Origin of the sequence: Ochrobactrum sp. AN78, assembly GCF_029909885.1 — a bacterium.
Lineage (GTDB): Bacteria > Pseudomonadota > Alphaproteobacteria > Rhizobiales > Rhizobiaceae > Brucella > Brucella quorumnocens.
Map to the genome: position 1 here is coordinate 54,380 of NZ_JASAMU010000011.1, position 21,432 is coordinate 75,811.

The following is a 21,432-nucleotide window of genomic DNA, read 5'->3' on the forward strand; positions in this document are numbered from 1 at the left end:
GGAAAGTTGACGAAATCTTCCCACGTTAATCTTATTCTTTCTTCTTCGGCCCTGATGCCGCAATGCGAGCAACGAGATCGGGTAGGGCAGTTGTTTCCATAAGCCCAAAGTTGCGCTCTTTCCAAAGCTCGCTACTTCCACCGGGCACAACTGCTTGCCGGAAGCCGAGTTTTTCAGCTTCCTTTAGCCTCTGTACTGCATGTGACACCGCACGAACAGCGCCAGAAAGGCTGATTTCGCCGAAATAAACACTATCTGCCGGGAGGGCAATACCGGCAATGGACGAAACAAGTGCTGCAGCCACAGCAATATCGGCTGCAGGTTCGCTGATGCGGTAGCCGCCAGCGACGTTGAGATAGACATCGTGTTGGCCAAAACGCACGCCGCAATGTGATTCGAGCACGGCCAAAATCATGGCGAGGCGGCTTCCATCCCACCCGACAACAGCGCGGCGCGGCGTGCCAAGCGATGAGGGGGAAACAAGTGCCTGTATCTCAACAAGAACAGGGCGAGTGCCTTCCATTCCAGCAAAGACAGCTGCACCCGGAGATTTCGCGTTACGCTCGCCGAGGAACAACTCGGACGGGTTCGAGACTTCTCGCAAACCGCCATCAGACATTTCAAACACGCCGATTTCATCGGTTGGGCCGAAGCGGTTTTTGACGGTGCGCAAGATCCGATACTGGTGCCCGCCTTCGCCTTCAAAATAGAGAACGCCATCGACCATGTGTTCGACAACGCGCGGACCGGCTATTTGCCCTTCCTTGGTCACGTGACCAACGAGAACCACTGCAGCGCCCGTTTGCTTGGCATAGCGGATCATTGCCTGAGCGGACGACCGAACCTGAGTAACGGTTCCGGGGGCTGAGTCGGCCATGTCGGTCCACAATGTCTGGATGGAATCGATAATGACCAGATCAGGCCGTTTGCCGTCGGAAACGGTGGCAAGAATGTCTTCGACGTTGGTTTCCGCTGCAAGTTCGACTGCGCTGGACGCCACGCCAAGTCTTTGTGCACGCAGACGTATCTGCGCGACGGCTTCTTCACCCGACACATAGACGATGCGATGGCCGTGGTTTGCAAGAGCTGCAGCTGCTTGAGTCAGCAGTGTTGATTTGCCGATACCCGGATCGCCACCAATCAAGACTGCGGAACCGCGCACGAACCCGCCGCCCGTTACACGGTCAAGTTCGCTGATACCGGAGATGATGCGTGGCGCGTCTTCGATGTCGCCTGAAAGCGAGGTGAGAGCAACAGCTCGGCCCTTGCGTTTGGAAAGCATGGAGCCGGGACCGGAGCCGATGCCGCTATTGGTGCCTTCTTCGACAAGCGTGTTCCATTCGCCGCAGGAGTCGCACTTACCCGCCCAGCGCGTGTGAACCGCGCCGCAATTCTGGCAGATGAACTGAACACGTGCCTTGGCCATCAGGCACGCTCCGTCTTAATCGTGATTTTATTCATACTGCTCCGGGATATAAGACCCCTCGGCCAGATCTGCAAATCGCGTGAATTCAGCCTGGAAGGCGAGCTTAACGGTGCCGGTCGGTCCGTGACGCTGCTTGGCCACAATAACGTCGGCCGTGCCGCGCACCTTTTCGAAGTGCTGCTTCCATTCTTCGTATTTAGGATCGAATTCGTCACGCGGTTCGAGATTCTTGACGTAATATTCTTCGCGGAACACGAACAGCACCACGTCGGCGTCCTGCTCGATAGAACCTGATTCACGAAGATCGGAGAGCTGCGGGCGCTTGTCTTCGCGGCTTTCTACCTGACGAGAGAGCTGTGACAGCGCAATGATCGGAACATTGAGCTCTTTGCCGAGCGCCTTCAAGCCGGTGGTGATTTCTGTGATTTCCTGCACGCGGTTTTGTGCTGAAGCCTTGGACGAACCGGTCATCAGCTGGACGTAATCGATAACCAGAACATCAAGGCCGCGCTGGCGCTTCAAGCGGCGCGCACGCGCTGCAAGCTGTGCAATCGAGATACCACCCGTTTGGTCGATATAAAGCGGTATCTTCTGCATGACCTGCGAACAGGCAACAAGCTTCTCAAAATCGGTCTCGGTAATGTCGCCGCGACGGATTTTTGACGATGAAACTTCCGTCTGCTCGGAAATGATACGTGTTGCGAGCTGTTCTGCCGACATTTCGAGCGAGAAGAAGCCAACAACGCCACCATTCTTGGCTTTCATCGTGCCATCAGCCTGCTGTTCGGCTTCATAAGCATTGGCGATGTTGAAAGCGATGTTGGTGGCAAGCGAAGTCTTACCCATACCCGGACGACCGGCGAGGATGATCAAGTCGGAAGGCTGCAAGCCGCCCATCTTGCCATCAAGCGTATGAATGCCGGTAGAGACACCGGAGAGATGACCATCGCGCATGAAAGCAGCATTCGCCATGTCGACCGCGGTAGTGACCGCATCTTTGAACGGCTGAAAGCCACCGTCATACCGCCCGGTTTCTGCAAGCTCGAACAGGCGCCGTTCCGCGTCCTCGATTTGCTCCTGTGGGGCGTTGTCGACTGGCGCATCATAGGCGACGTTGACCATGTCTTCGCCAATGCCAATGAGCGCGCGGCGTGTCGCAAGATCATAGATCGCGCGGCCATAATCCTCGGCGTTGATGATGGTCACAGCTTCGGTCGCCAGGCGTGCCACATACTGGAATACGGTCAGATCACCGATCTTGCCCTCATTGGGCAGGAAGGTCTTCATCGTAACCGGATTGGCCATCTTGCCGACACGGATAAGGTCGGTGGAAATTTCGTAGATACGACGATGCAAAGGCTCGAAGAAATGGGTTGGCTTCAGAAAGTCCGAAACCCGGTAAAAAGCGTCATTGTTGATCAGAATAGCACCGAGGAGTGCCTGTTCCGCTTCAATATTGTGGGGTGCTTCACGATAAAGCGCATCTTTTTGCTCGCGCGCATCATCAAGTTTGCGTACCGCCGCTTCCGCCATGATTCTCTGGTCCTGTCTCTGATCTTCCCAGCTAGACCTGAAGTGAAGCTAAACGCAACGCAGCCTCAAGGTGATTCCTGCCGGGAGAGATAAGCTATACCATGATTCACAGGCATCCACAGTTTGGGGTTTAAACTTTTGCACCGGGACTTGACGAACGTTGTGATGCAGAATGGCTGCTGATACGAAACCCGATATCGTGTTCAGAGGGAGTCTTTCATGCGTTCTCGTTTCTTATCGATATGGTTGGCAGCTATCGCCGCTTTATCGTTCCTGTCTTTTCCGGCGGCAGCATCCGAGCCCATCAAGGTCAAGGTTTTCATCGCTGCCATGTTTGAAATTGGCGAGAACAGTGGTGATCGCGCCGGTGAGTTTCAAAACTGGTATGAACGTTATTGGAAAGACGCGAAGCCTATTGAGGTAAAGGGCGCTTTGAAGCCGGTCTATTGCAATGACGAGGGTGTTTGCGGTGCGGTTCTTGGCATGGGCAAGGTCAACTCATCCGCCAGCATGCAGGCCATTCTGCTTGATCCGGCTTTTAACTTCTCGAAGAGCTATTATGTTCTGTCGGGCGTTGCAGGTACACCGCCTTCGCGCGGAACCATCGGCGATGTGAGCTGGGCGACCTGGCTTGTCGATTATGACCTCGGACATCGTTGGGCACCCGAAGAAGGGAAGCCGGGCGAGCCGGTATTCATGCCACGCAAGGGCTATGAGGACTATCGCGTCTTCAAGCTCAACCCCGATCTTGTTGCTGCCGCCATGCGTCTTGGCAAAGACGTGAAGCTTGAGGATTCGACAGAGGCGCAAGCCTACCGGATGCGTTATCCGGACAAAGCTGCACAATCAGCACCGTCTTTGAAGGAAGGCACCCATATGACGGGTGATACTTTCTTTCACGGCCCGGGATTGTCAAAAGAAGCACAGTATATTTCAAAGCTCTATGGCGCGGATGACTATCTGATCACCGAAATGGAAGCAGCTTCGATCACACTCGTTATCAAGCGCCAGTTCGGCACGGATCGTATTCTCAGCTTGCGTGGAGCCGTGAACTTCGATCAGGGCAATCCAAGCGAAACGACGTTGCAGCATCTTGATCCAGCACCGGGCGAAACCGCTGGCGGTTTTGCGGAAACGGTCAAGAATATCTACCTCGTCGGCGCTCCGGTCGTCGATGAAATCACGACCCATTGGGATAAATGGGAAGCTGGTGTTCCTAACGCTGAATAAGCATGAAGGGCTGTGTGAATGTTCACACAGCCCTTTTTTGTATGTCAGCATTATTGAGCTTTGGCCCGTTTTTTGGGTGCTTGCGTTTCGCTGTTGGCCCCTTTCGGCGCGCTGTCTAGCCGTTTTAATCGCTTTTCTTCCGCCTCGATGTAATTTCGCGTTAGTGGCACAGCTTCCTGCTTGTGGGCAATCTGGATGTGAAAGACCATCATGTTTTGCCAGCGGAAGGCGCTTTCGGAGGCTGCCAGATAAAACTCCCACATGCGGCAGAAGCGTTCGTCATAAAGTGCTTTTGCCTCCTCGCGATGCTCCATGAAAGCAAGCCGCCATTCTTTCAGTGTTTCTGCATAATGAAGCCGCAGGATTTCAATGTCGGTAACGTAAAGCCCGGCTTTCTCAATGTGTGGCAATACTTCTGAAAGAGCCGGAATGTAGCCGCCTGGGAAGATATACTTGCGGATGAATGGGTTGGTCGCGCCGGGCCCATCGGCGCGGCCAATCGCATGAAGCAGGAAAACGCCGTCTTTTTTCAACAAGCGTGCCGCATGTTGAAAATACTCGGCGAAGTGTCCAACGCCGACATGCTCAAACATACCGACTGAAACAAGTCGGTCGAACTGATCATCGATATTGCGATAATCGGTGAGCTGAAAATTTGCACGGTCTGCGAGGTCTTCTTCGATGGCCCGTTTATTGGCGATGGCGTGTTGTTCTTCCGAGAGCGTGACACCCGTCACATTGGCTTTGAGGAAACGGGCAAGATAAAGACCCATGCCACCCCAGCCGCAGCCGATGTCGAGCACCTTATGCTCGTCCTTGACGAGAAGCTTTGCTGCAATGTGCCGCTTCTTGGCCAACTGTGCTTCGGCAAGTGTCGCATTGGGTGGATCGAAATATGCGCAGGAGTACTGCTTGTCGGGGTCCAGAAACAGATCGTAAAGCGCACCTGAAAGATCATAATGGCTTTTGATATTGCTCGATGATCGAGCAATCGTGTTCATCTGCTGGAAGCGGCGAAACAATACGCGGAATTTGCCTGCTGCCTTCATCCAAGGTTCGGTGGCAGCCGTTGGGCCGGTGTTCTCAAAGACGATTTTGAGCAGTGTATAGATATCGCCTTCAACAAAATCGATTTCGCCATCCATGAAGCATTCAGCGAGCTTCAGTTCAGGGTCGAGCGCTACGGCGCGCTCGGCATGACGTGTATTAAAACGGATATGAACCGGGTTACCGGTCTTGTCTCCATACTGATTAGCAGCCTCACCAGAATCAGTAACTGTCAGGTCGCCGATTTTGATCATATGCGAAAGAACAGTACGCAGCATTCCATACATTGGCCCCATCTCCTTGTTGAGATTGGAGCAAGTGCAAACATCCATGCGATTGCATGGCAGGCGGCTTGTTGCCTGAATTCAAGCCGCTCTGTCATCAGATTTTCAGGCTATTCCCTTCGGTCAGTCGATTCCTGGCTGGCTTCTGGCTATTCGCCTGAGCAAACGCGGACGTTTCCGTCAGCACCTCTCCAATCCAATACTAATGAAGAGAATAGGCAAAATTTCCGATCTGAAAAGAGAAAATGCCCGACGGAGGCCGCCGGGCATGATCATATAAAGTTTACCACCATTGGAAACATGGCTGAAGAGCATTGCTTCCTTGGAGGAAAGAGCAGGGCAGATTAGGCCTGATCTTCGCCTTCTTCGTCTTCGTCGAAGACTTCTTCAGCAAGAGGTGCTTCTTCGATGCCGTAGATGGCTTCGATTGAGGTCAGGTCTTCACCCTTTGCCTGACGTTCGGCTTCTTCAGTCGAACGAGCGATGTTTACGGAAACCGTAACTTCGACTTCAGGATGCAGCGAGATGACGATGTCATGCACGCCGATTGCCTTGATTGGCTGCTTCAGTTCAACCTGGTTGCGGTGCAGGTTGAAGCCATTTGCAGTGATGATGTCAGCGATGTCGCGGGTCGAAACCGAACCGTACAGCTGACCGGTTTCACCAGCCGAACGAACAACGATGAACGATTCGCCGTTGAGCTTGGTTGCAACTGCTTCAGCTTCGCTCTTGCGCTCAAGGTTCTGAGCTTCGAGCTGCGCGCGCTGGCCTTCGAACTTCTTGCGGTTGGCTTCGTTGGCACGAAGAGCCTTGCCCTGTGGCAGCAGGAAGTTACGGGCAAAGCCGTCCTTGACCTTAACAGTGTCGCCCATCTGACCGAGGCGGCTGATACGTTCCAGAAGAATAACGTCCATTTGAGTTTCCTTTCGAGTGTCTCAATGAGTTTATTGGTTATCAGTATTCGGGATTTTCGAGATTGGCGCGCCGCGCGATGTATCGAAAAGACCGAAAACCATGAAGACGAAAAGCAGAAATGCGAACAGGATGATCGCCACATAGACGAACCACAGCACGACTGGTCGCCATGCTTTTCCGCGTGAGCGGTGATGGAAAGTCGCAAGGCCTGCGATCATAAAGCCGAAGCTCAGTGCCCCAACAACTACCGTGGCAATGAGGCCGGCGGCGCCGGGCAAAAACGCAACTGCGAGAGCCACGGCAAAAACAAGCAGTGCCTGACGTGGCATACGCATTGTTGCAGGCCAATCATCACGTGGACGGCGCAGACGACCCGAAAGGGCAGTCAAACGCAGGGCCAAATAGAGATTGCCGACCAGAATAGCAAGGCATGTCGCTGGCTGGATTGCTGGCAGTGCCACCATCAGAAGCGCGCTGACGCTTTGGCGCATTTCATCGGTCGCAGTGAATTGTGGGTCGGCTTCGGCAAGGCGGTCGATCAGCGTGTTTGCGAGTTCTCGTGCCATATCCGGCCCGAAACCCAGAATGAAACCGATGACGATAAAACTTGCAGCAACCATCAAAGCCAGACGGAAGACGATATCCGAAAGCGGATACCAGACCATGACGTCTTTTGGACCGCCGAGTTCGGAGGCAGGACGGGCTAGGCCTGAAAGATATGCACCGATTGCAGCAGGCGCGTAACTGGTGAGCGCCATAAGCAATGCGGCCATTGGAGCCGCAAAAATGCCGACAGCAATGGTGGCGGCAGCAGCAGCAACAAGCCCTGCGCTCGAACCCCAGCCAAGAGCGGCAACAAAAATAGGCAGCGGTGTCAGGAAATAGAGAACCACCGCCATTCCCGATTGGGCAATGACGCCGGACGACATCAATGCCGAGGCAAGCCCCGCCAATATGCCGACACCAATGATGGTTCCGTTGAATTTCATAAACTCGCTGTCCTGCTCCGGATTGCCGGTTTTGCAGTTAGAGGTGCGGACAAAGTCGCGTTCACCCCAACTTGGGATTTTAGTAAACCGGTCACGCCCATCGCATCCGGGGAATATTGTGAGACGGCATAAACTGCCGCCTCACAAAAAGTCTTAGTTCACTCAGATCTTACTTCACAACGTATGGAAGCAGGCCGAGGAAACGAGCGCGCTTGATCGCCTTGGCGAGTTCGCGCTGCTTCTTCTGGCTGACAGCTGTAATACGGGAAGGAACGATCTTGCCGCGTTCCGAAATGTAACGCTGCAGGAGCTTAATGTCCTTGTAGTCGATCTTCGGTGCGTTTGCGCCGGAGAACGGGCACGTCTTGCGACGGCGATGGAAAGGACGACGGGTCGGGATCTGATTGATATCAACCATGATTATGCTCCTTCACCAGCTTCGTTGTCACGTGGACGGCGTGGGCCACGATCACCGCGGTCGCCGCGATCACCACGGTCGAAACCGCCTTCGCGTGGACGGCGTGGGCCGCGGTCGTCACCATCGCGTTCACGACGGTCGTCGCGGCGCGAAAGCATAGCCGACTGGCCTTCTTCGTGTTCTTCAACGCGAACAGTGAGGAAGCGCAGAACGTCTTCGTTGATGCGCATCTGGCGTTCCATTTCAGCAACGGCAGCTGCCGGAGCGTCAATGTTTACGAGCGTGTAATACGCCTTGCGATTCTTTTTGATACGGTAGGTGAGGGGACGAAGACCCCAGTTTTCTACCTTACCGACCTTGCCGCCATTAGCTTCGAGGACACCCTTGTACTGTTCGACGAGAGCGTCGACCTGCTGCTGGGAAATGTCCTGGCGGGCAAGAAGCACATGTTCATAAAGAGCCATTGGCTTTGCCTTTCTTCTGTTACATCATGCTGACACTAACGGCTAAGCCTCTGCGACTTCTCTTATACCGGAAAACCGGAGAAGAAAGGACGCTGGGTAAAGACAATCGAGAGCGGAGACACGGGAGGCAGAAGCACTTTAGACTTCCACGGACAGTCCAACAAATAGTTGAAGAACCGACCGCTCCTCCGTTCAGCCCCCAGCTAATGCCAGCAACGAACGGGCGGCTAATACGTGTTTTTCCCCGGGTTTGCAAGCCGCATAACCTCGAAAAACCGACAATTACTTGACTTTTCAACCTATGCTGGGGCACATCGCGCAAAATTGTCAGATCAAGTGAGGCATTCATGGCAGTAGCATTCACCTTTCCAGGACAGGGTAGCCAGGCAGTAGGCATGGGCAAGGCTCTGGCCGAACAGTTCGCTGAGGCGCGCGCTGTTTTCGAGGAAGTGGACGCGGCACTGGGCGAGAAACTCTCTGCCACGATGTTCGAAGGTCCTGAAGATGTACTCACACTGACCGCTAATGCGCAGCCCGCACTTATGGCGGTCTCCATCGCCACATTGCGCGTCATGGAAGCGCGCGGGTTTTCGCTGAAAGACAAGGTTGCCTATGTAGCGGGTCATTCGCTCGGCGAATATTCCGCACTTTGTGCAGCAGGAACATTCTCACTGGCGGATACGGCCCGTCTCCTGCGCATTCGCGGCAATGCAATGCAGAAGGCAGTTCCAGTCGGCGAAGGCGCAATGGCTGCGATAATCGGTCTTGAGCATAGCGATGTTGAAGCTATTTGCGCGGAAGCGAGGGCTTCTGGCTCGGTACAAATCGCCAACGACAATGGCGGCGGTCAGCTGGTTATCTCAGGTTCCAAGGCTGCAGTGGAATTGGCGGCATCGCTTGCTTCTGAAAAGGGTGCCAAGCGCGCAATCATGCTACCGGTATCGGCACCTTTCCATTCGACGCTTATGGGCCCCGCTGCTGACGCAATGCGGGAGGCGCTGGCCTCCGTTGAAAAGCACAATCCTATTGTGCCGCTGATTGCTAACGTGCGTGCGGCACCTGTGACGGATGCCAATGAAATTTCTGATCTGCTCGTTGAACAGGTCACGGGTCAGGTTCGCTGGCGCGAAACCATCGAATGGTTTGCTGCTAATGGCGTGACGACGCTTTATGAAGTAGGCTCCGGAAAAGTTCTGACTGGTCTTGCACGCCGCATCTCCAAGGATGTGACTGGCGCAACCGTTGGCTCGGCCGAAGAAATCGATGCGGCGGTTGCTGCACTTAATGCTTAAGAGGATCTGAGATGTTTGATCTGACTGGCCGCAAGGCTCTCGTCACAGGTGCAACCGGCGGTCTTGGCGAGGCGATTGCCCGCGCGCTTCATGCGCAGGGCGCTATCGTCGGTCTGCACGGCACACGCGAAGAAAAACTAAAAGAACTGGCTGCTGAACTCGGCGACCGTACTTTCATCTTCCCTGCCAACCTGTCTGATCGCGAAGCCGTAAAGGCTCTCGGCCAGAAGGCAGAGGAGGAAATGGGTGGCGTCGACATTCTCGTCAACAATGCGGGTATCACCCGCGACGGTCTTTTTGTGCGCATGAGCGATGAGGACTGGGATGCGGTTCTCAATGTCAATCTGACATCCGTGTTCAACCTGACGCGTGAACTGACCCACCCGATGATGCGCCGCCGCAAGGGCCGTATCATCAACATCACGTCGATTGTTGGCGTGACAGGCAATCCGGGCCAGGCCAATTATTGCGCTTCCAAAGCAGGTCTCATCGGTTTCTCGAAGTCTCTTGCACAGGAAATCGCAAGCCGTAATGTCACGGTCAACTGTGTAGCGCCTGGCTTCATCGAATCGGCAATGACGGACAAGCTGAACGAAAAGCAGAAGGAAGCGATCATGGGTAGCATCCCCATGAAGCGCATGGGCGTAGGTGGCGATATTGCTGCTGCCGTGCTTTATCTGGCAAGCGACGAAGCCGCATACGTCACAGGTCAGACTTTGCACATCAATGGCGGTATGGCTATGATTTAAAAGCCTTTTAAAGGCTCTTGAATCGGCATTTTACGGTATATAAAGTCTTAAAGTCGGGCTCTGAAAAGCAAAATGCGCTTTGCCTTGCTCAAGAAGCATGGTAATGCGCCCGACGAGAGTTTCGGCATTTCGGTTGCGAGATGCCGTTTTCCTGTTCCGCAAGGAATATCCACAGGGTGATTGTCAGGGTGAGTAAACTCAAAACTTGGCAGACATCTTATAACTTGATTACAATCATGCATGCCGCTAACCAAGGCAGAGCAAGTTAACAACAGGTCGAGGTTCCGACATGAGCGATACCGCAGAGCGCGTCAAGAAAATCGTTGTTGAGCATCTGGGTGTAGATGCAGACAAGGTCACCGAAGGCGCAAGCTTCATTGATGATCTTGGTGCAGACAGCCTCGACACCGTCGAGCTCGTCATGGCTTTCGAAGAAGAATTTGGCGTTGAAATTCCTGACGACGCTGCAGAAACGATCCTCACGGTCGGCGACGCTGTGAAGTTCATCGATAAGGCTTCTGCCTAATCTGAGCTTTCGGGGCTGGGATTCTTTCGAATCCCGGCCCTGCTTGTCTTCTGGTCAGCGTCTGCAAGCAGCCTGTCCGGAAAACATCAAATACCAATAGCCGGTTGTGGCTGCTGCAAATTGCAGCCCGGTACCGTGCCGGTAATCAAGATTGAGCATCGTCCGTATGAGGCATTTTTCGCCTGCGGGATGTCTCCAACGAAGTTTATCAAATTTAAGGGGTGGATATGAGGCGTGTCGTCATCACCGGTCTTGGTCTGGTGTCGCCGCTTGCTAGCGGTGTCGAAGAGACCTGGAAGCGTCTTATTGCCGGTGACAGCGGTGCTCGCCGCGTCACGGAATTTGAAGTCGATGATCTGCCTTGCCAGATCGCTTGCCGCATCCCCCTTGGTGATGGCACCAATGGCACCTTCAATCCCGACCTCCATATGGAGCCAAAGGAACAGCGTAAGGTAGATCCGTTCATTGTTTATGCTGTCGGCGCTGCCGATCAGGCATTGGATGATGCCAATTGGCATCCTGAAAGCGATGAAGACCAGATCCGCACTGGCGTTCTGATCGGTTCGGGCATCGGCGGCATCGAAGGTATCGTTGATGCTGGCCTTACGCTGCGTGACAAAGGCCCACGCCGCATTTCGCCATTCTTCATTCCAGGCCGTCTGATCAATCTGGCGTCCGGCCATGTTTCAATCAAGCACAAGCTGCGCGGCCCCAACCATTCGGTCGTAACCGCTTGCGCGACTGGCACGCACGCCATTGGCGACGCTGCGCGTCTGATCGCATTCGGCGATGCTGATGTTATGGTTGCTGGTGGTACGGAATCGCCGGTTAGCCGCATTTCGCTGGCGGGCTTTGCTGCCTGCAAGGCGCTCTCCACCAAGCGTAACGACGATCCGACTGCAGCCTCCCGTCCATATGACAGCGACCGAGATGGTTTTGTCATGGGCGAAGGCGCTGGCGTTGTGGTTCTCGAAGAGCTGGAACATGCTTTGGCGCGTGGCGCCAAGATTTACGCTGAAGTCATCGGCTACGGTCTTTCGGGTGATGCTTACCACATCACAGCACCGACTGAGAGCGGTGAGGGCGCGGAACGCTGCATGATTGCTGCAATCAAGCGCGCAGAAATTACGCCTGACCAGATCGATTACATTAACGCGCATGGCACATCGACCATGGCCGATACGATCGAGCTCGGTGCCGTTGAGCGTGTTGTTGGCGATGCAGCCTCGAAGGTATCCATGTCTTCGACCAAGTCGTCGATTGGTCACCTGCTTGGTGCCGCCGGTGCTGCGGAAGCGATCTTCTCGACGCTCGCGATCCGTGACAACATCGCGCCTGCAACGCTTAATCTCGACAATCCAGCGATTGAAACAAAGATCGATCTCGTGCCGCACAAAGCGCGCGAACGTAAGATTGACATTGCGCTGTCGAATTCTTTCGGATTCGGCGGCACCAATGCTTCGCTGGTTCTGCGTCGCTATTCTTGAGCGAGCGAGCTTTAAAAAACTAAACTATTCAAAAACGCGGGGATTTCTCCGCGTTTTTGCCAAAATATAACCTGATGCAATGTTTAAACTTGTTAATTGCGTTTAGTGTGATCAGACAGAATTTGTTTGATTTGTATGCCCTTTCGCACGGGTTTCAGGACGAGGTGATGGTGTGAGTTCAGAAGAAAAGCCCGGAACCAATCCTGCTGAGCAGCAGCCGCAAGCTGCAGTGACGCCCGAGCAAGCCGCGGCAAGCAAGCCCTTCGTGCCAAAATCTGCCTCTGAAGCTCTGCGTCCAGAACCGGGTACGCCGCCGCCGCGCAAGCGTTCGCGCCATGCGCGCAGCCAGATCGTCGTCTTCATGAACTTCATGTTATCGCTGATCGTGCTGGTGCTATTGGGAGCTTCGGCTCTGTTTTACTTCGGCAAGCTCCAGTTTGATTCCAAAGGCCCTTTGACCGCTGAAACGACGTTCCTCGTTAAACGCGGTGCTGGTGTTTCTGAAGTCTCCAACAGCCTTGAAGGCCGCGAAATCGTCAGCGATGCACGTATTTTCCGTTACGGTATGCGCGCTTACGGGCATGAGAACGATCTGAAAGCTGGCGAATATGCGATCCCGGCTGGTGCGACAATGCGCGATGTGATGGAGCTTCTCATCAGCGGCAAGTCGATCATGTATCCGCTGACAATTCCTGAAGGTCTTACCGTCAAGCAGGTATTCGATCGTATTTCTACAGATCCGATTCTGGCTGGCGACATGCCAAAAGATATGCCGCCTGAAGGTGGGCTGTTTACAGATACGCTCAACTTCACGCGCGGCACAACGCGTGAGGAAATCATCAACCGTATGATTGCCTCGCAGCAGAAGCTGATTGATGACACGTGGGCAAAACGCCGCGCTGATCTGCCGGTCAAAGACAAGAACGAGTTTGTGACGCTGGCTTCCATCGTCGAGAAGGAAACGGGTATCGCGTCGGAACGTCCGCATGTGGCGTCCGTCTTCGTGAATCGCCTCAACAAGGGCATGCGTATTCAATCCGACCCGACTATCATTTATGGTCTGTTCGGTGGCGCGGGCAAGCCCTCCGACCGTCCGATCTTCAAGTCGGACATCGAAAAGCCGACGCCTTACAACACCTATGTCATCAACGGTTTGCCGCCGACACCGATTGCCAATCCGGGCCGTGCAGCGCTTGAGGCCGTGGCCAACCCGCTCGACACCGAAGACCTCTACTTCGTAGCGGATGGTACAGGCGGTCACGTTTTCGCTAAGACCTTGGCTGAACACAATGCCAATGTGCGCAAGTGGCGCGCGGTTGAGCAGGAAAAAAATCAATTACAGCAGCAAAACACCGCCCAGTAATTGGGCGGTTTATCACTTTGTGAATGCCGAAAAAAGGAATGTAAGCATGGCGCTCCAGAGCATGACAGGGTTTGCGCGCCACGCGATGCAGTATGGCGCAGCCGATAATGAAGCGCGCATTGTGTGGGAAGTGCGCTCTGTGAACGGCAAAGGGCTGGATTTGCGCCTGCGCCTGCCGCAAGGGCTGGAAGGTGCTGAACACGCTGTCCGTTCGCTTCTGGCACGCTACTTTTCGCGCGGCAATTTTCAAGCGAGCCTTAATGTGGAGCGCGCGGAAGCTCAGGGTGGCTTTGTCATCAATCAGGCAATGCTTGATGAAGTACTGAAGCTCGGTGCAGAATTGCAAGCGAGACATGGACTTGCTCCGGCAAGTGTTGACGGCGTTCTCTCGCTGCGCGGCATTATCGATCAGGCACAGGTGTCGGAAGACGACAATGCGCGCGCTGGCCTTGAGGCTGCAGTCATTGCGGCTTTTGAAGCTGCACTCAAGTCAATTACCGAGGCGCGTACCCATGAGGGGCAGTCGCTTTTGACCATTCTTTCAGGTCATGTTGATACAATCGAGCACCTCACATCGGCGGCACGTAACGACCCGTCGCGTAGCGTAGATGCTATCCGAACCCGATTGGCAGGGCAGGTATCGTTATTAATGGATACTGGGCGCGATCTCGATGAAACGCGCCTTTATCAGGAAGCTGCATTTCTCGCGACCAAAGCGGACATTCAGGAAGAGCTGGATCGGCTTGAAACGCATGTCGCATCAGCGCGCAAGTTGCTTGCAGATGGCGGTCCCATCGGGCGCAAGCTTGATTTTCTTTCACAGGAATTTAATCGCGAAGCGAATACATTGTGTTCAAAATCGAACGCAGCATCGATTACGGCAATCGGTCTTGAGCTGAAAGCGGTCGTTGATCAGTTTCGCGAACAGGTACAGAATCTGGAGTAACGGAAAATGGCCATCTCTTCGGTTGAACATGGCATTGCACGCAGAGGCCTCATGGTGGTGATTTCTTCGCCCTCAGGTGCGGGGAAATCCACGATTGCGCGGCAGCTGCTCAACGATCCGGACATGAAGCTTTCGCTGTCAATTTCCGTTACGACGCGCGAACGCCGTCAAAGCGAAATCAATGGTGTGCATTATCACTTCATCACCAAGCGGGAATTCGAGCGACTGCGCGACAATGACCAGCTGATTGAATGGGCGGAAGTACACGGCAACTTCTATGGTACGCTGCGCCAGACGGCTGAGGAAGCACTGGCCGATGGTCAGGATATGCTGTTCGACATCGACTGGCAGGGCGCTGAACAGTTGCAGGCCAAAATGCCTGCTGACGTGGTATCGATTTTCATTCTGCCGCCCACCATGCGCGAATTGCAGAACCGCCTGAACCGCCGTGCGGAAGATACGGCGGACGTGATTGAAACACGGTTGCAGAATGCTCGTTTTGAAATCCAAAAATGGGTAAAATACGATTACATCGTCATCAATGAAGACCTTGAGCGGTCCTATTCGGGCATAAAGGGGATCATTGTTGCCGAGCGCCTGCGCCGCGACCGTCGTCCAGGACTGTTTGATTTTGTCACAGGACTTCTGGAAGAAGATCCGGCGGCTTAAAGCATTTGAACTAAAGTGCGAAGCGGTTTTGCGTGAGGTAAATGCGTAAAAAACAGATAGAGCAATTCCAGCCGTTCAGTTTTAACTGGAGCCGCTCTACATAGCCGCTATCAAAGCGGGGAGGACGAGCATTTGAGGCCAGTCGTTATCGTGACAGGCGGCAGCAGAGGTATTGGCGCCGCTACCGCACGTCTCTTTGCCCGCGAAGGTTATGACGTCTGCATCAGTTATCTAAGCGATGCAGACGCAGCACTTGGCACAGTCGAAGCCTGCGAGGGTTTTGGTGCAAAAGCAATTGCTGTTCAGAGTGATGTGGCGAACCGCCAAGACGTCGAAGCCTTGTTTCTTGCCTGCGACAAGGCGCTCGGCGTCGTTTCTTGCCTCGTTAACAATGCGGGCGTCATCGGACAGAACACCCGAATCCAGGGGCTTCAGGACGATGCGCTCGAGCAAACCTTCAGAACCAATGTCTTTGGGTTGTTGTATTGCACACAGGAAGCGACACGCCGCATGTCCTCGGCCAATGGTGGTGCAGGTGGCACGATTATCAATATCTCGTCTGTGGCAGCGGTTTTGGGAAGCCCGGGCGAGTACGTGCATTATGCTGCATCCAAAGGTGCGGTAGAAACCATCTCGATAGGGGCGGGAAAAGAGCTGGCACCTGAAGGTATCCGTGTGAATGCCATTCGGGTAGGTACAACCAATACCTCTATTCATATGTTGAGCGGAAACCCGGATCGACCAGCAAAGATTGCCGCAATGACACCCATGGGTCGAATTGCCGAGCCGGAAGATATCGCGCAAACGGCTCTGTGGCTGGCTTCTGATAAATCAGGCTTCGTTACCGGAACTGTCATTACGGTTGCGGGTGGCTTAAGCGTTTAATTTGGCTGATAATATCGTTGATGTTGTCGCTGGGGTTTCCGGTCGCGACTGGAATAGTTTTGGAGCATCTCGAATAGAACTGCCCCATAAGTTTCTGGAAAGTTGTAGAAGCCGTGTCTTTCATAAGTCCTCCCACCAAGCACTGGTCTGTTGTCGAACTTCTGCATGAAACGGTCAAAAACCCGAATATCCATGTGCGAGGAACACACAGCTATTACAGCAATGCTTGGACTGGCTCATTTGAGGAGAGCGTCGTTCGTTACTTGTACGGTGACGAATACAGCCTGAAGGCTTGGGAATCCCAATGGCCGGTCGATCAGCTTTATATTGGCGACTACGTTTGTATTGGTGCAGAAGCAGTCATTCTGATGGGTGGAAATCACACACATCGCACGGATTGGTTCAGTCTATATCCATTCCCTGAAGTCATTCTGGATGCATATCAAGGCAAGGGTGACACCAATATTGGCGATGGCGCATGGATCGGAATGCGCGCGATGATCATGCCGGGGATCACTATTGGAGAAGGTGCCATCATCGCGTCCGGCGCAATCGTCACCAAAGATGTTGCACCTTATGCCATAGTGGCGGGCAATCCAGCAGTTCCTATTCGGTCTCGTTTTGCGGCATCGATTGTTGATACCCTTCTGAGCCTCGGAATATATGCTTGGGATCAACAAAAATTTGAAACATTGAGAGCGTTTCTCTGTGCCGATGACATTGATGCGCTTGTTGCGGCTTCAGCCCAATATGATGCAACTGGAGAATAGAGTTTCCTCTTCATTCCAGTCTGATTTTCAACCGGTCCGTATCGGCCACTAACTGCCGAAAAGCTTCCAGAAATGGTTTGCCACCGAGTGTCTTTAGCTTGCTCAAAGCTTCGACATTCTTGAACACCAGTTCGCACTCGCCGGGCCAGCCGGGGCCACCCCATTGCACACCATCCCAGAATGAATCGAGTGTGTAACCGAAGGATTCCGGGTCGAGAACAAGCACCGTATCGAGATAGCGTTGCCAGAGTTCTTTAGGAGAACTTACGCCAACGCAGTCTATTTCATAGACCGGCAGCATCAATCGATCAGAATGAGGATCGCGTCTACGACGGCGAGTGTGAAGAGCAGGGCGATCATGCTTGCTGCTGCAATTACCATCATGCGCTTTTGCCGGGAGCGCTTTTCAGGCTGCTTTCCGCTCCAGTCATATGGCGTTTCAGGCATTATCTCCTCCGGCTCAGAGCATTTCTGGATCAAGTTGAATCATCGTAATGTGCTCTAATTTATCGCTTCGACCAGTCTCCATGGATCCTGATCTTTGTAAACGTGCACACCACTGCGCCCGTCTGCAAGATAAACTGTGCCCTGAGCACCATAAAATTTGCCGTCGGGGTATTTCATGACGATGAGCACTTCATATCCGCGTGCATCTTTATAGACACCGCCTGTTCGGATTTTCAGTGATATGGCCAGTTCCTTTAAGTCTATAGCTGCTGAATGGCGATGCGGTTGCCTTCGCTATCGAGAATTTCGGCAACAAAACCACCATCTGGAAGAGCAGTCTTTGGGAACAGCAAATCACTGCCAATCGCGGTTGCACGGGCAATGACCGCATCAATGTCGGTCACGCTGAAATAGATGATCGCCCCGTTGACGGTCGGCACATAGACTTCGCCTTCGGCCAGCGCGCAGCTTGCGCCTTCCTTGTCTTCCTCAAAAGGGAAATAGGCCATGCGGTTACCGTGGATTTCGGCAATCTTGCCAAAACCAACACGAAATACATCGGAATAAAACGCGATAGCACGGTCTATATCTGTGACCGGAATTTCGACATGGGCGATTATATTCATGCACGTTCTCCCGGTTGCAGCAGTTCCTTCTCACTATTGGTCTGATTCCGACATTTGCATCCCTCGGATACAGGCATCGGACAAATGTCGGAATCAGACCACTAGCAAGTTTATGAATCTAGTGGATTTTTCGAATTTGACGTTTGAAGCAGCGTATGTGTCAGTTGGGATTCAAACGTCAAATTCAATCCACTAGCCTTTTTGATGGAACCGAGAATTCGGTTGCGGATCAGGCCGCTGATGGGGCGTATCAGATACCAATATGGCAGAAAACGAAGATGGCTGGCACGGTCGGGGCAAAATACCCGCGTTTCGGTGACAAGACGCGCTTTCTCACCTCGTTCGGTTACGGTGAAGGTAAGCGCCGGCTTTGCAACGCCCGGTGTGCGGAAAGCCAGATAGGCCTCTGCGCTTTCGATTTTGAAGAGGCCGAAATTAGCCTTCCAGAATTGTCCTATAAGCCCATAGACCAGTGCCTGGCCCGGTTCATGTTCAAGCAAGGTAAACTCATGCAGGCCGAAAGGTTGTGCGACTGAGCTTTCACGTCCGCGCAAGCGTGCGATTGCTCGCATGGGTAATTCGCGCAGGCCAATCATGCTGCGGAAAAACAAGTCCGTCTCAGGTCGATAAGCTATGGCTGCCTGCAAGACTACCTCGGGCGAGGCGTTCACATCGCAGCCATGGATTTCGTTGAAGCGATAATTCGGTAGATACTTATCGATCAGCTGCATGGCGGAATTTTAAACCGCAGTGCCGCCGACCGTAACCTGATCCATACGCAGATGCGGCTGACCCACGCCTACTGGCACCCATTGTCCACCCTTGCCGCAATTACCGCTGCCGGTATCGAGCTTCATGTCGTTGCCGATCATCGAAATGCGTTGCATGGCGTCCGGGCCGTTGCCGATTAGCATGGCCCCCTTGATCGGTGCCCCGACCTTGCCGTCCTCGATCATATAGGCTTCCGTGCAGCCAAATACGAACTTCCCAGACGTTATATCCACCTGCCCACCGCCAAAGGAAACGGCATAAATGCCCTTCTTCATGGAGGCGATGATCTCGTCCGGCGTCTTGTCTCCTGAAAGCATATAGGTGTTGGTCATGCGTGGCATTGGCGCATGTGCATAAGATTCGCGGCGACCATTGCCGGTTGCTTCCATGCCCATCAGACGTGCATTCTGCCGGTCCTGCATGTAATTGACGAGCTTGCCGTCTTCGATGAGCACAGTGCGATTGGTGGGAGTGCCTTCATCATCGATGGTCAGCGAACCGCGGCGCTCTGAAATCGTACCATCATCAACAACGGTGACCCCCTTCGACGCTACCTGTTGTCCGAGCAGCCCCGCAAAGGCCGAAGTCTTCTTGCGGTTGAAATCACCCTCAAGGCCGTGGCCGACAGCTTCATGCAACATCACACCCGGCCAGCCGTTGCCGAGAACGATGTCGTAAGTGCCAGCAGGGGCAGGGACGGCTTCAAGATTGACGAGCGCCTGACGCAGCGCTTCATCGGCCACATGCTGCCAGCTTTCGGTGGTGATGAAGTCGCCAAAGCCCTTGCGTCCGCCAAGCGTATGCGAGCCCGATTCCTGACGATCGCCATTGCCTGCAACGACGGAAACGCTGAGCCGAACCATTGGACGTATATCGCGAACGAAATGCCCGTCAGCGCGAAGAATCTCAACATGCTGCCATGAGCCTGCAATTGAAACGGAAACCTGCCTCACCTTCGGGTCTTTCGCGCGCAGATAAGCATCGATCTTCTGCAGAAGCTGGACCTTAGCGTCGAAGGTCGGCGAGCCGATAGGGTTCTCGTCGGTATAAAGATGGCGGTTGGTGCCGGACGGAGCTGCCGCATAGGTACCGCTATGACCGGTCAGTGTTGCGGAAACCGCATCAGACGCACGCTTGAGGGCTGCAAGCGACAAATCACCTGCATGCGCATAGCCGATGGCTTCGCCTGCAACGGCGCGCAGGCCGAAACCCTGATCCTGATTGAAAGAGCCGGTCTTCAGCCGTCCATTATCGAAGACAAGCGCCTCCGCTTCGCGATACTCCATGAAGAGTTCGCCATCATCGCTGCCTTTCAGGCTCTGCGAAACAAGGCGTTCAATATCGTCACGGTTGGCGTCGAAGCTATCGATCAGGCTCTTCATAAAAATAATCCTGCGGCATGTGTTTGCCACAGGATGTAAGCGCTAAATCGGTTGAGAACAACCTTGAGATTAAGAAGTGTCGCGATTCTGGGGATTGCGAGGCGAAAATCGTTGGCCGCGAGAACCGGACGCAATGTACTTAAAGCATTTCCAGCAAAAGTGGGAACCGGTTTTGCGCTCGGAAATGCGCAAAAACAAATAGTTACAGCGGTTCCAACGATTCAATATTAACTGGAACCGCAGTAAAGGTACACGAGCACCGGAAGCACAACGGAATGCGGTTTGCAGCCCGTCGGCGTCGGAATCTTATCAAGGCAAGGCGTCGAAGCCCTCACCAAAACCTTTGAGATCTACAGGAATGCCAACGCCTTCTTCCGGTGTCTGGAAGACGATGAAGGTCGCAGACTTGCCGTTGCGGAAGGTATTGAGCAACTCGTCTTCAAGGATAACTTCTGCATAGCAGCCGTCTTCAAAGCAACGCACGAAATAGGCGCGGCCGATATCCTTGCCGTCGACATTGAGGCCGAGACCATTTGGCAGCAAGACGCCGAGTGGTGCAAGAACACGCAAAATCCGGGCCTTGTTGTCAGCGGTCTTGAGGACAACGACCGAAAGCCCAAGTTCAGGACGCTTGGCAGCAACCACATTCTGAATGAGCGCACATTGCTCGGTCTTGGCACCTGCAGGCGTGTCGCAAAGGATCGCCCACGCGCCATGCTGCGACTTGAGTGTGCCGCTTTGCTGCGGTGTCGCAGATTGCGATTGCGACGGGGCCTGTGTTGGTGCTGGAAGCTGCGTCGGAGTTTCCTGCGCGACAGACGGCATTGCTGCAGCTGCGAGTACCACAGCGGTACCCGTTGCGAGGATGGCAAGACGCTGGAAAATCGAGCGGCGGGCGGATGTACGGAAAATCATGAAATCTCCAGATCGAATCACCGGGACGTTACCCTCCGAAACAGGCGGTGAAAAGCTATTGTCGCTTCCGAGCCATAATCGCAAAGGTGATACCGGCATTGCATCCCAGATGCGTCCCCGGCAGTTGCATCCATTATCACGCGGCACGTTAGAGGAAACCTCTTGCTAAATCATGGCTTCATTATGTGTTTCTGTGGTTTTTCCCAAGTTTTCCCAAGTTTAGCTAGGGCTTGTGATGCTTTGTTGAATGAGCGGGATGCGTGGCTCTGACGCAGGGTTGCGCGCAAAAATGCCGCAC

Annotated in this window: 23 protein-coding genes; 10 read left to right on the top strand and 13 right to left on the bottom strand. The window is 53.8% G+C overall.

Features of this window, described 5'->3' with window-relative positions:
- Positions 1-31: 31 nt before the first annotated feature.
- Positions 32-1,426, bottom strand: coding sequence for a DNA repair protein RadA (gene radA / locus QBD00_RS18260; RefSeq protein WP_151091354.1), 1,395 nt, complete (start codon positions 1,424-1,426; stop codon positions 32-34).
- Positions 1,427-1,453: 27 nt separating this feature from the next.
- Entirely contained in the window at positions 1,454-2,959 is a 1,506-nt protein-coding gene (locus tag QBD00_RS18265; RefSeq protein ID WP_095446168.1) for a replicative DNA helicase, read from the bottom strand.
- A 219-nt stretch (positions 2,960-3,178) separates the two neighbouring features.
- On the opposite strand from QBD00_RS18265, the gene QBD00_RS18270 reads away from it, so the two are divergent.
- The gene (locus QBD00_RS18270; RefSeq protein ID WP_095446169.1) at positions 3,179-4,189 is read left to right on the top strand and encodes a purine-nucleoside phosphorylase; all 1,011 of its coding nucleotides are present in this window, start codon (positions 3,179-3,181) and stop codon (positions 4,187-4,189) included.
- Positions 4,190-4,239: 50 nt separating this feature from the next.
- Here the strand turns inward: QBD00_RS18270 and QBD00_RS18275 are convergent, their stop codons facing one another.
- The 5 genes from QBD00_RS18275 to rpsF all read right to left on the bottom strand — a co-directional run bounded on the left by QBD00_RS18275 (position 4,240) and on the right by rpsF (position 8,306).
- Positions 4,240-5,523, bottom strand: coding sequence for a cyclopropane-fatty-acyl-phospholipid synthase family protein (locus QBD00_RS18275; protein WP_318580186.1), 1,284 nt, complete (start codon positions 5,521-5,523; stop codon positions 4,240-4,242).
- A 341-nt stretch (positions 5,524-5,864) separates the two neighbouring features.
- Positions 5,865-6,434, bottom strand: coding sequence for a 50S ribosomal protein L9 (rplI, locus tag QBD00_RS18280; RefSeq protein ID WP_095446171.1), 570 nt, complete (start codon positions 6,432-6,434; stop codon positions 5,865-5,867).
- Positions 6,435-6,464: 30 nt separating this feature from the next.
- Positions 6,465-7,424: a DUF2232 domain-containing protein gene (locus tag QBD00_RS18285; protein WP_095446172.1), complete on the bottom strand. Its 960-nt coding sequence runs from the start codon at positions 7,422-7,424 to the stop codon at positions 6,465-6,467.
- 169 nt (positions 7,425-7,593) lie between these two features.
- The gene (gene rpsR, locus QBD00_RS18290) at positions 7,594-7,842 is read right to left on the bottom strand and encodes a 30S ribosomal protein S18 (protein ID WP_006466219.1); all 249 of its coding nucleotides are present in this window, start codon (positions 7,840-7,842) and stop codon (positions 7,594-7,596) included.
- A 2-nt stretch (positions 7,843-7,844) separates the two neighbouring features.
- A complete protein-coding gene (rpsF, locus tag QBD00_RS18295) occupies positions 7,845-8,306 on the bottom strand; it encodes a 30S ribosomal protein S6 (protein ID WP_024896181.1) in 462 nt (153 codons plus the stop codon).
- A gap of 347 nt (positions 8,307-8,653) precedes the next feature.
- Here rpsF and fabD point away from each other — a divergent pair, with 347 nt between their 5' ends.
- The 9 genes from fabD to QBD00_RS18340 all read left to right on the top strand — a co-directional run bounded on the left by fabD (position 8,654) and on the right by QBD00_RS18340 (position 16,993).
- A complete protein-coding gene (gene fabD, locus QBD00_RS18300) occupies positions 8,654-9,598 on the top strand; it encodes an ACP S-malonyltransferase (RefSeq protein ID WP_318580187.1) in 945 nt (314 codons plus the stop codon).
- 11 nt (positions 9,599-9,609) lie between these two features.
- Positions 9,610-10,347, top strand: coding sequence for a 3-oxoacyl-[acyl-carrier-protein] reductase (fabG, locus tag QBD00_RS18305; protein ID WP_095446174.1), 738 nt, complete (start codon positions 9,610-9,612; stop codon positions 10,345-10,347).
- 289 nt (positions 10,348-10,636) lie between these two features.
- Positions 10,637-10,873 carry an acyl carrier protein gene (locus QBD00_RS18310; protein ID WP_002963616.1) on the top strand — a complete coding sequence of 79 codons (237 nt, stop codon included), beginning with the start codon at positions 10,637-10,639 and terminating at the stop codon, positions 10,871-10,873.
- Between the two features lie 227 nt (positions 10,874-11,100).
- On the top strand, positions 11,101-12,360 hold the full coding sequence (gene fabF, locus QBD00_RS18315) for a beta-ketoacyl-ACP synthase II (RefSeq protein WP_095446176.1): 1,260 nt from the start codon (positions 11,101-11,103) through the stop codon (positions 12,358-12,360).
- A 172-nt stretch (positions 12,361-12,532) separates the two neighbouring features.
- The gene (mltG, locus tag QBD00_RS18320) at positions 12,533-13,723 is read left to right on the top strand and encodes an endolytic transglycosylase MltG (RefSeq protein WP_095446177.1); all 1,191 of its coding nucleotides are present in this window, start codon (positions 12,533-12,535) and stop codon (positions 13,721-13,723) included.
- Between the two features lie 46 nt (positions 13,724-13,769).
- Positions 13,770-14,669, top strand: coding sequence for a YicC/YloC family endoribonuclease (locus QBD00_RS18325; protein ID WP_318580188.1), 900 nt, complete (start codon positions 13,770-13,772; stop codon positions 14,667-14,669).
- Between the two features lie 6 nt (positions 14,670-14,675).
- The gene (gmk, locus tag QBD00_RS18330; RefSeq protein WP_095446179.1) at positions 14,676-15,338 is read left to right on the top strand and encodes a guanylate kinase; all 663 of its coding nucleotides are present in this window, start codon (positions 14,676-14,678) and stop codon (positions 15,336-15,338) included.
- A gap of 132 nt (positions 15,339-15,470) precedes the next feature.
- Positions 15,471-16,223 (top strand): SDR family oxidoreductase, encoded by a 753-nt coding sequence (locus tag QBD00_RS18335; RefSeq protein WP_151091358.1) that lies wholly within the window; start codon positions 15,471-15,473, stop codon positions 16,221-16,223.
- A 113-nt stretch (positions 16,224-16,336) separates the two neighbouring features.
- Positions 16,337-16,993 carry a CatB-related O-acetyltransferase gene (locus QBD00_RS18340; protein ID WP_235901696.1) on the top strand — a complete coding sequence of 219 codons (657 nt, stop codon included), beginning with the start codon at positions 16,337-16,339 and terminating at the stop codon, positions 16,991-16,993.
- 10 nt (positions 16,994-17,003) lie between these two features.
- Here the strand turns inward: QBD00_RS18340 and QBD00_RS18345 are convergent, their stop codons facing one another.
- The 6 genes from QBD00_RS18345 to QBD00_RS18370 form a co-directional block, all read right to left on the bottom strand.
- Positions 17,004-17,294: a hypothetical protein gene (locus tag QBD00_RS18345; protein WP_095446181.1), complete on the bottom strand. Its 291-nt coding sequence runs from the start codon at positions 17,292-17,294 to the stop codon at positions 17,004-17,006.
- The gene (locus tag QBD00_RS18350) at positions 17,294-17,440 is read right to left on the bottom strand and encodes a hypothetical protein (protein ID WP_157743454.1); all 147 of its coding nucleotides are present in this window, start codon (positions 17,438-17,440) and stop codon (positions 17,294-17,296) included. The genes QBD00_RS18345 and QBD00_RS18350 overlap by 1 nt, the downstream gene beginning before the upstream one ends.
- Before the next feature lie 260 nt (positions 17,441-17,700).
- Positions 17,701-18,066, bottom strand: a complete 366-nt coding sequence (locus tag QBD00_RS18355; RefSeq protein ID WP_318580189.1) for a VOC family protein — start codon at positions 18,064-18,066, stop codon at positions 17,701-17,703.
- Positions 18,067-18,176: 110 nt separating this feature from the next.
- Positions 18,177-18,797: a hypothetical protein gene (locus tag QBD00_RS18360; RefSeq protein WP_318580190.1), complete on the bottom strand. Its 621-nt coding sequence runs from the start codon at positions 18,795-18,797 to the stop codon at positions 18,177-18,179.
- A 9-nt stretch (positions 18,798-18,806) separates the two neighbouring features.
- On the bottom strand, positions 18,807-20,219 hold the full coding sequence (gene tldD / locus QBD00_RS18365; RefSeq protein ID WP_095446183.1) for a metalloprotease TldD: 1,413 nt from the start codon (positions 20,217-20,219) through the stop codon (positions 18,807-18,809).
- Between the two features lie 309 nt (positions 20,220-20,528).
- The gene (locus tag QBD00_RS18370; RefSeq protein ID WP_095446185.1) at positions 20,529-21,134 is read right to left on the bottom strand and encodes an invasion associated locus B family protein; all 606 of its coding nucleotides are present in this window, start codon (positions 21,132-21,134) and stop codon (positions 20,529-20,531) included.
- Between the last annotated feature and the right edge of the window lie 298 nt (positions 21,135-21,432).

What these genes read in the sequence shown, in the direction of transcription:
- QBD00_RS18310 (WP_002963616.1), top strand. Translation starts at nt 10,637, where the DNA reads ATGAGCGATACCGCAGAGCGCGTCAAGAAAATCGTTGTTGAGCATCTG.
- rpsF (WP_024896181.1), bottom strand. Translation starts at nt 8,306, where the DNA reads ATGGCTCTTTATGAACATGTGCTTCTTGCCCGCCAGGACATTTCCCAG.
- rpsR (WP_006466219.1), bottom strand. Translation starts at nt 7,842, where the DNA reads ATGGTTGATATCAATCAGATCCCGACCCGTCGTCCTTTCCATCGCCGT.
- tldD (WP_095446183.1), bottom strand. Translation starts at nt 20,219, where the DNA reads ATGAAGAGCCTGATCGATAGCTTCGACGCCAACCGTGACGATATTGAA.
- QBD00_RS18370 (WP_095446185.1), bottom strand. Translation starts at nt 21,134, where the DNA reads ATGATTTTCCGTACATCCGCCCGCCGCTCGATTTTCCAGCGTCTTGCC.
- radA (WP_151091354.1), bottom strand. Translation starts at nt 1,426, where the DNA reads ATGGCCAAGGCACGTGTTCAGTTCATCTGCCAGAATTGCGGCGCGGTT.
- gmk (WP_095446179.1), top strand. Translation starts at nt 14,676, where the DNA reads ATGGCCATCTCTTCGGTTGAACATGGCATTGCACGCAGAGGCCTCATG.
- QBD00_RS18325 (WP_318580188.1), top strand. Translation starts at nt 13,770, where the DNA reads ATGGCGCTCCAGAGCATGACAGGGTTTGCGCGCCACGCGATGCAGTAT.
- rplI (WP_095446171.1), bottom strand. Translation starts at nt 6,434, where the DNA reads ATGGACGTTATTCTTCTGGAACGTATCAGCCGCCTCGGTCAGATGGGC.
- fabF (WP_095446176.1), top strand. Translation starts at nt 11,101, where the DNA reads ATGAGGCGTGTCGTCATCACCGGTCTTGGTCTGGTGTCGCCGCTTGCT.
- QBD00_RS18350 (WP_157743454.1), bottom strand. Translation starts at nt 17,440, where the DNA reads ATGCCTGAAACGCCATATGACTGGAGCGGAAAGCAGCCTGAAAAGCGC.
- QBD00_RS18355 (WP_318580189.1), bottom strand. Translation starts at nt 18,066, where the DNA reads ATGAATATAATCGCCCATGTCGAAATTCCGGTCACAGATATAGACCGT.
- QBD00_RS18270 (WP_095446169.1), top strand. Translation starts at nt 3,179, where the DNA reads ATGCGTTCTCGTTTCTTATCGATATGGTTGGCAGCTATCGCCGCTTTA.
- QBD00_RS18265 (WP_095446168.1), bottom strand. Translation starts at nt 2,959, where the DNA reads ATGGCGGAAGCGGCGGTACGCAAACTTGATGATGCGCGCGAGCAAAAA.
- QBD00_RS18345 (WP_095446181.1), bottom strand. Translation starts at nt 17,294, where the DNA reads ATGCTGCCGGTCTATGAAATAGACTGCGTTGGCGTAAGTTCTCCTAAA.
- QBD00_RS18275 (WP_318580186.1), bottom strand. Translation starts at nt 5,523, where the DNA reads ATGTATGGAATGCTGCGTACTGTTCTTTCGCATATGATCAAAATCGGC.
- QBD00_RS18360 (WP_318580190.1), bottom strand. Translation starts at nt 18,797, where the DNA reads ATGCAGCTGATCGATAAGTATCTACCGAATTATCGCTTCAACGAAATC.
- fabD (WP_318580187.1), top strand. Translation starts at nt 8,654, where the DNA reads ATGGCAGTAGCATTCACCTTTCCAGGACAGGGTAGCCAGGCAGTAGGC.
- QBD00_RS18285 (WP_095446172.1), bottom strand. Translation starts at nt 7,424, where the DNA reads ATGAAATTCAACGGAACCATCATTGGTGTCGGCATATTGGCGGGGCTT.
- fabG (WP_095446174.1), top strand. Translation starts at nt 9,610, where the DNA reads ATGTTTGATCTGACTGGCCGCAAGGCTCTCGTCACAGGTGCAACCGGC.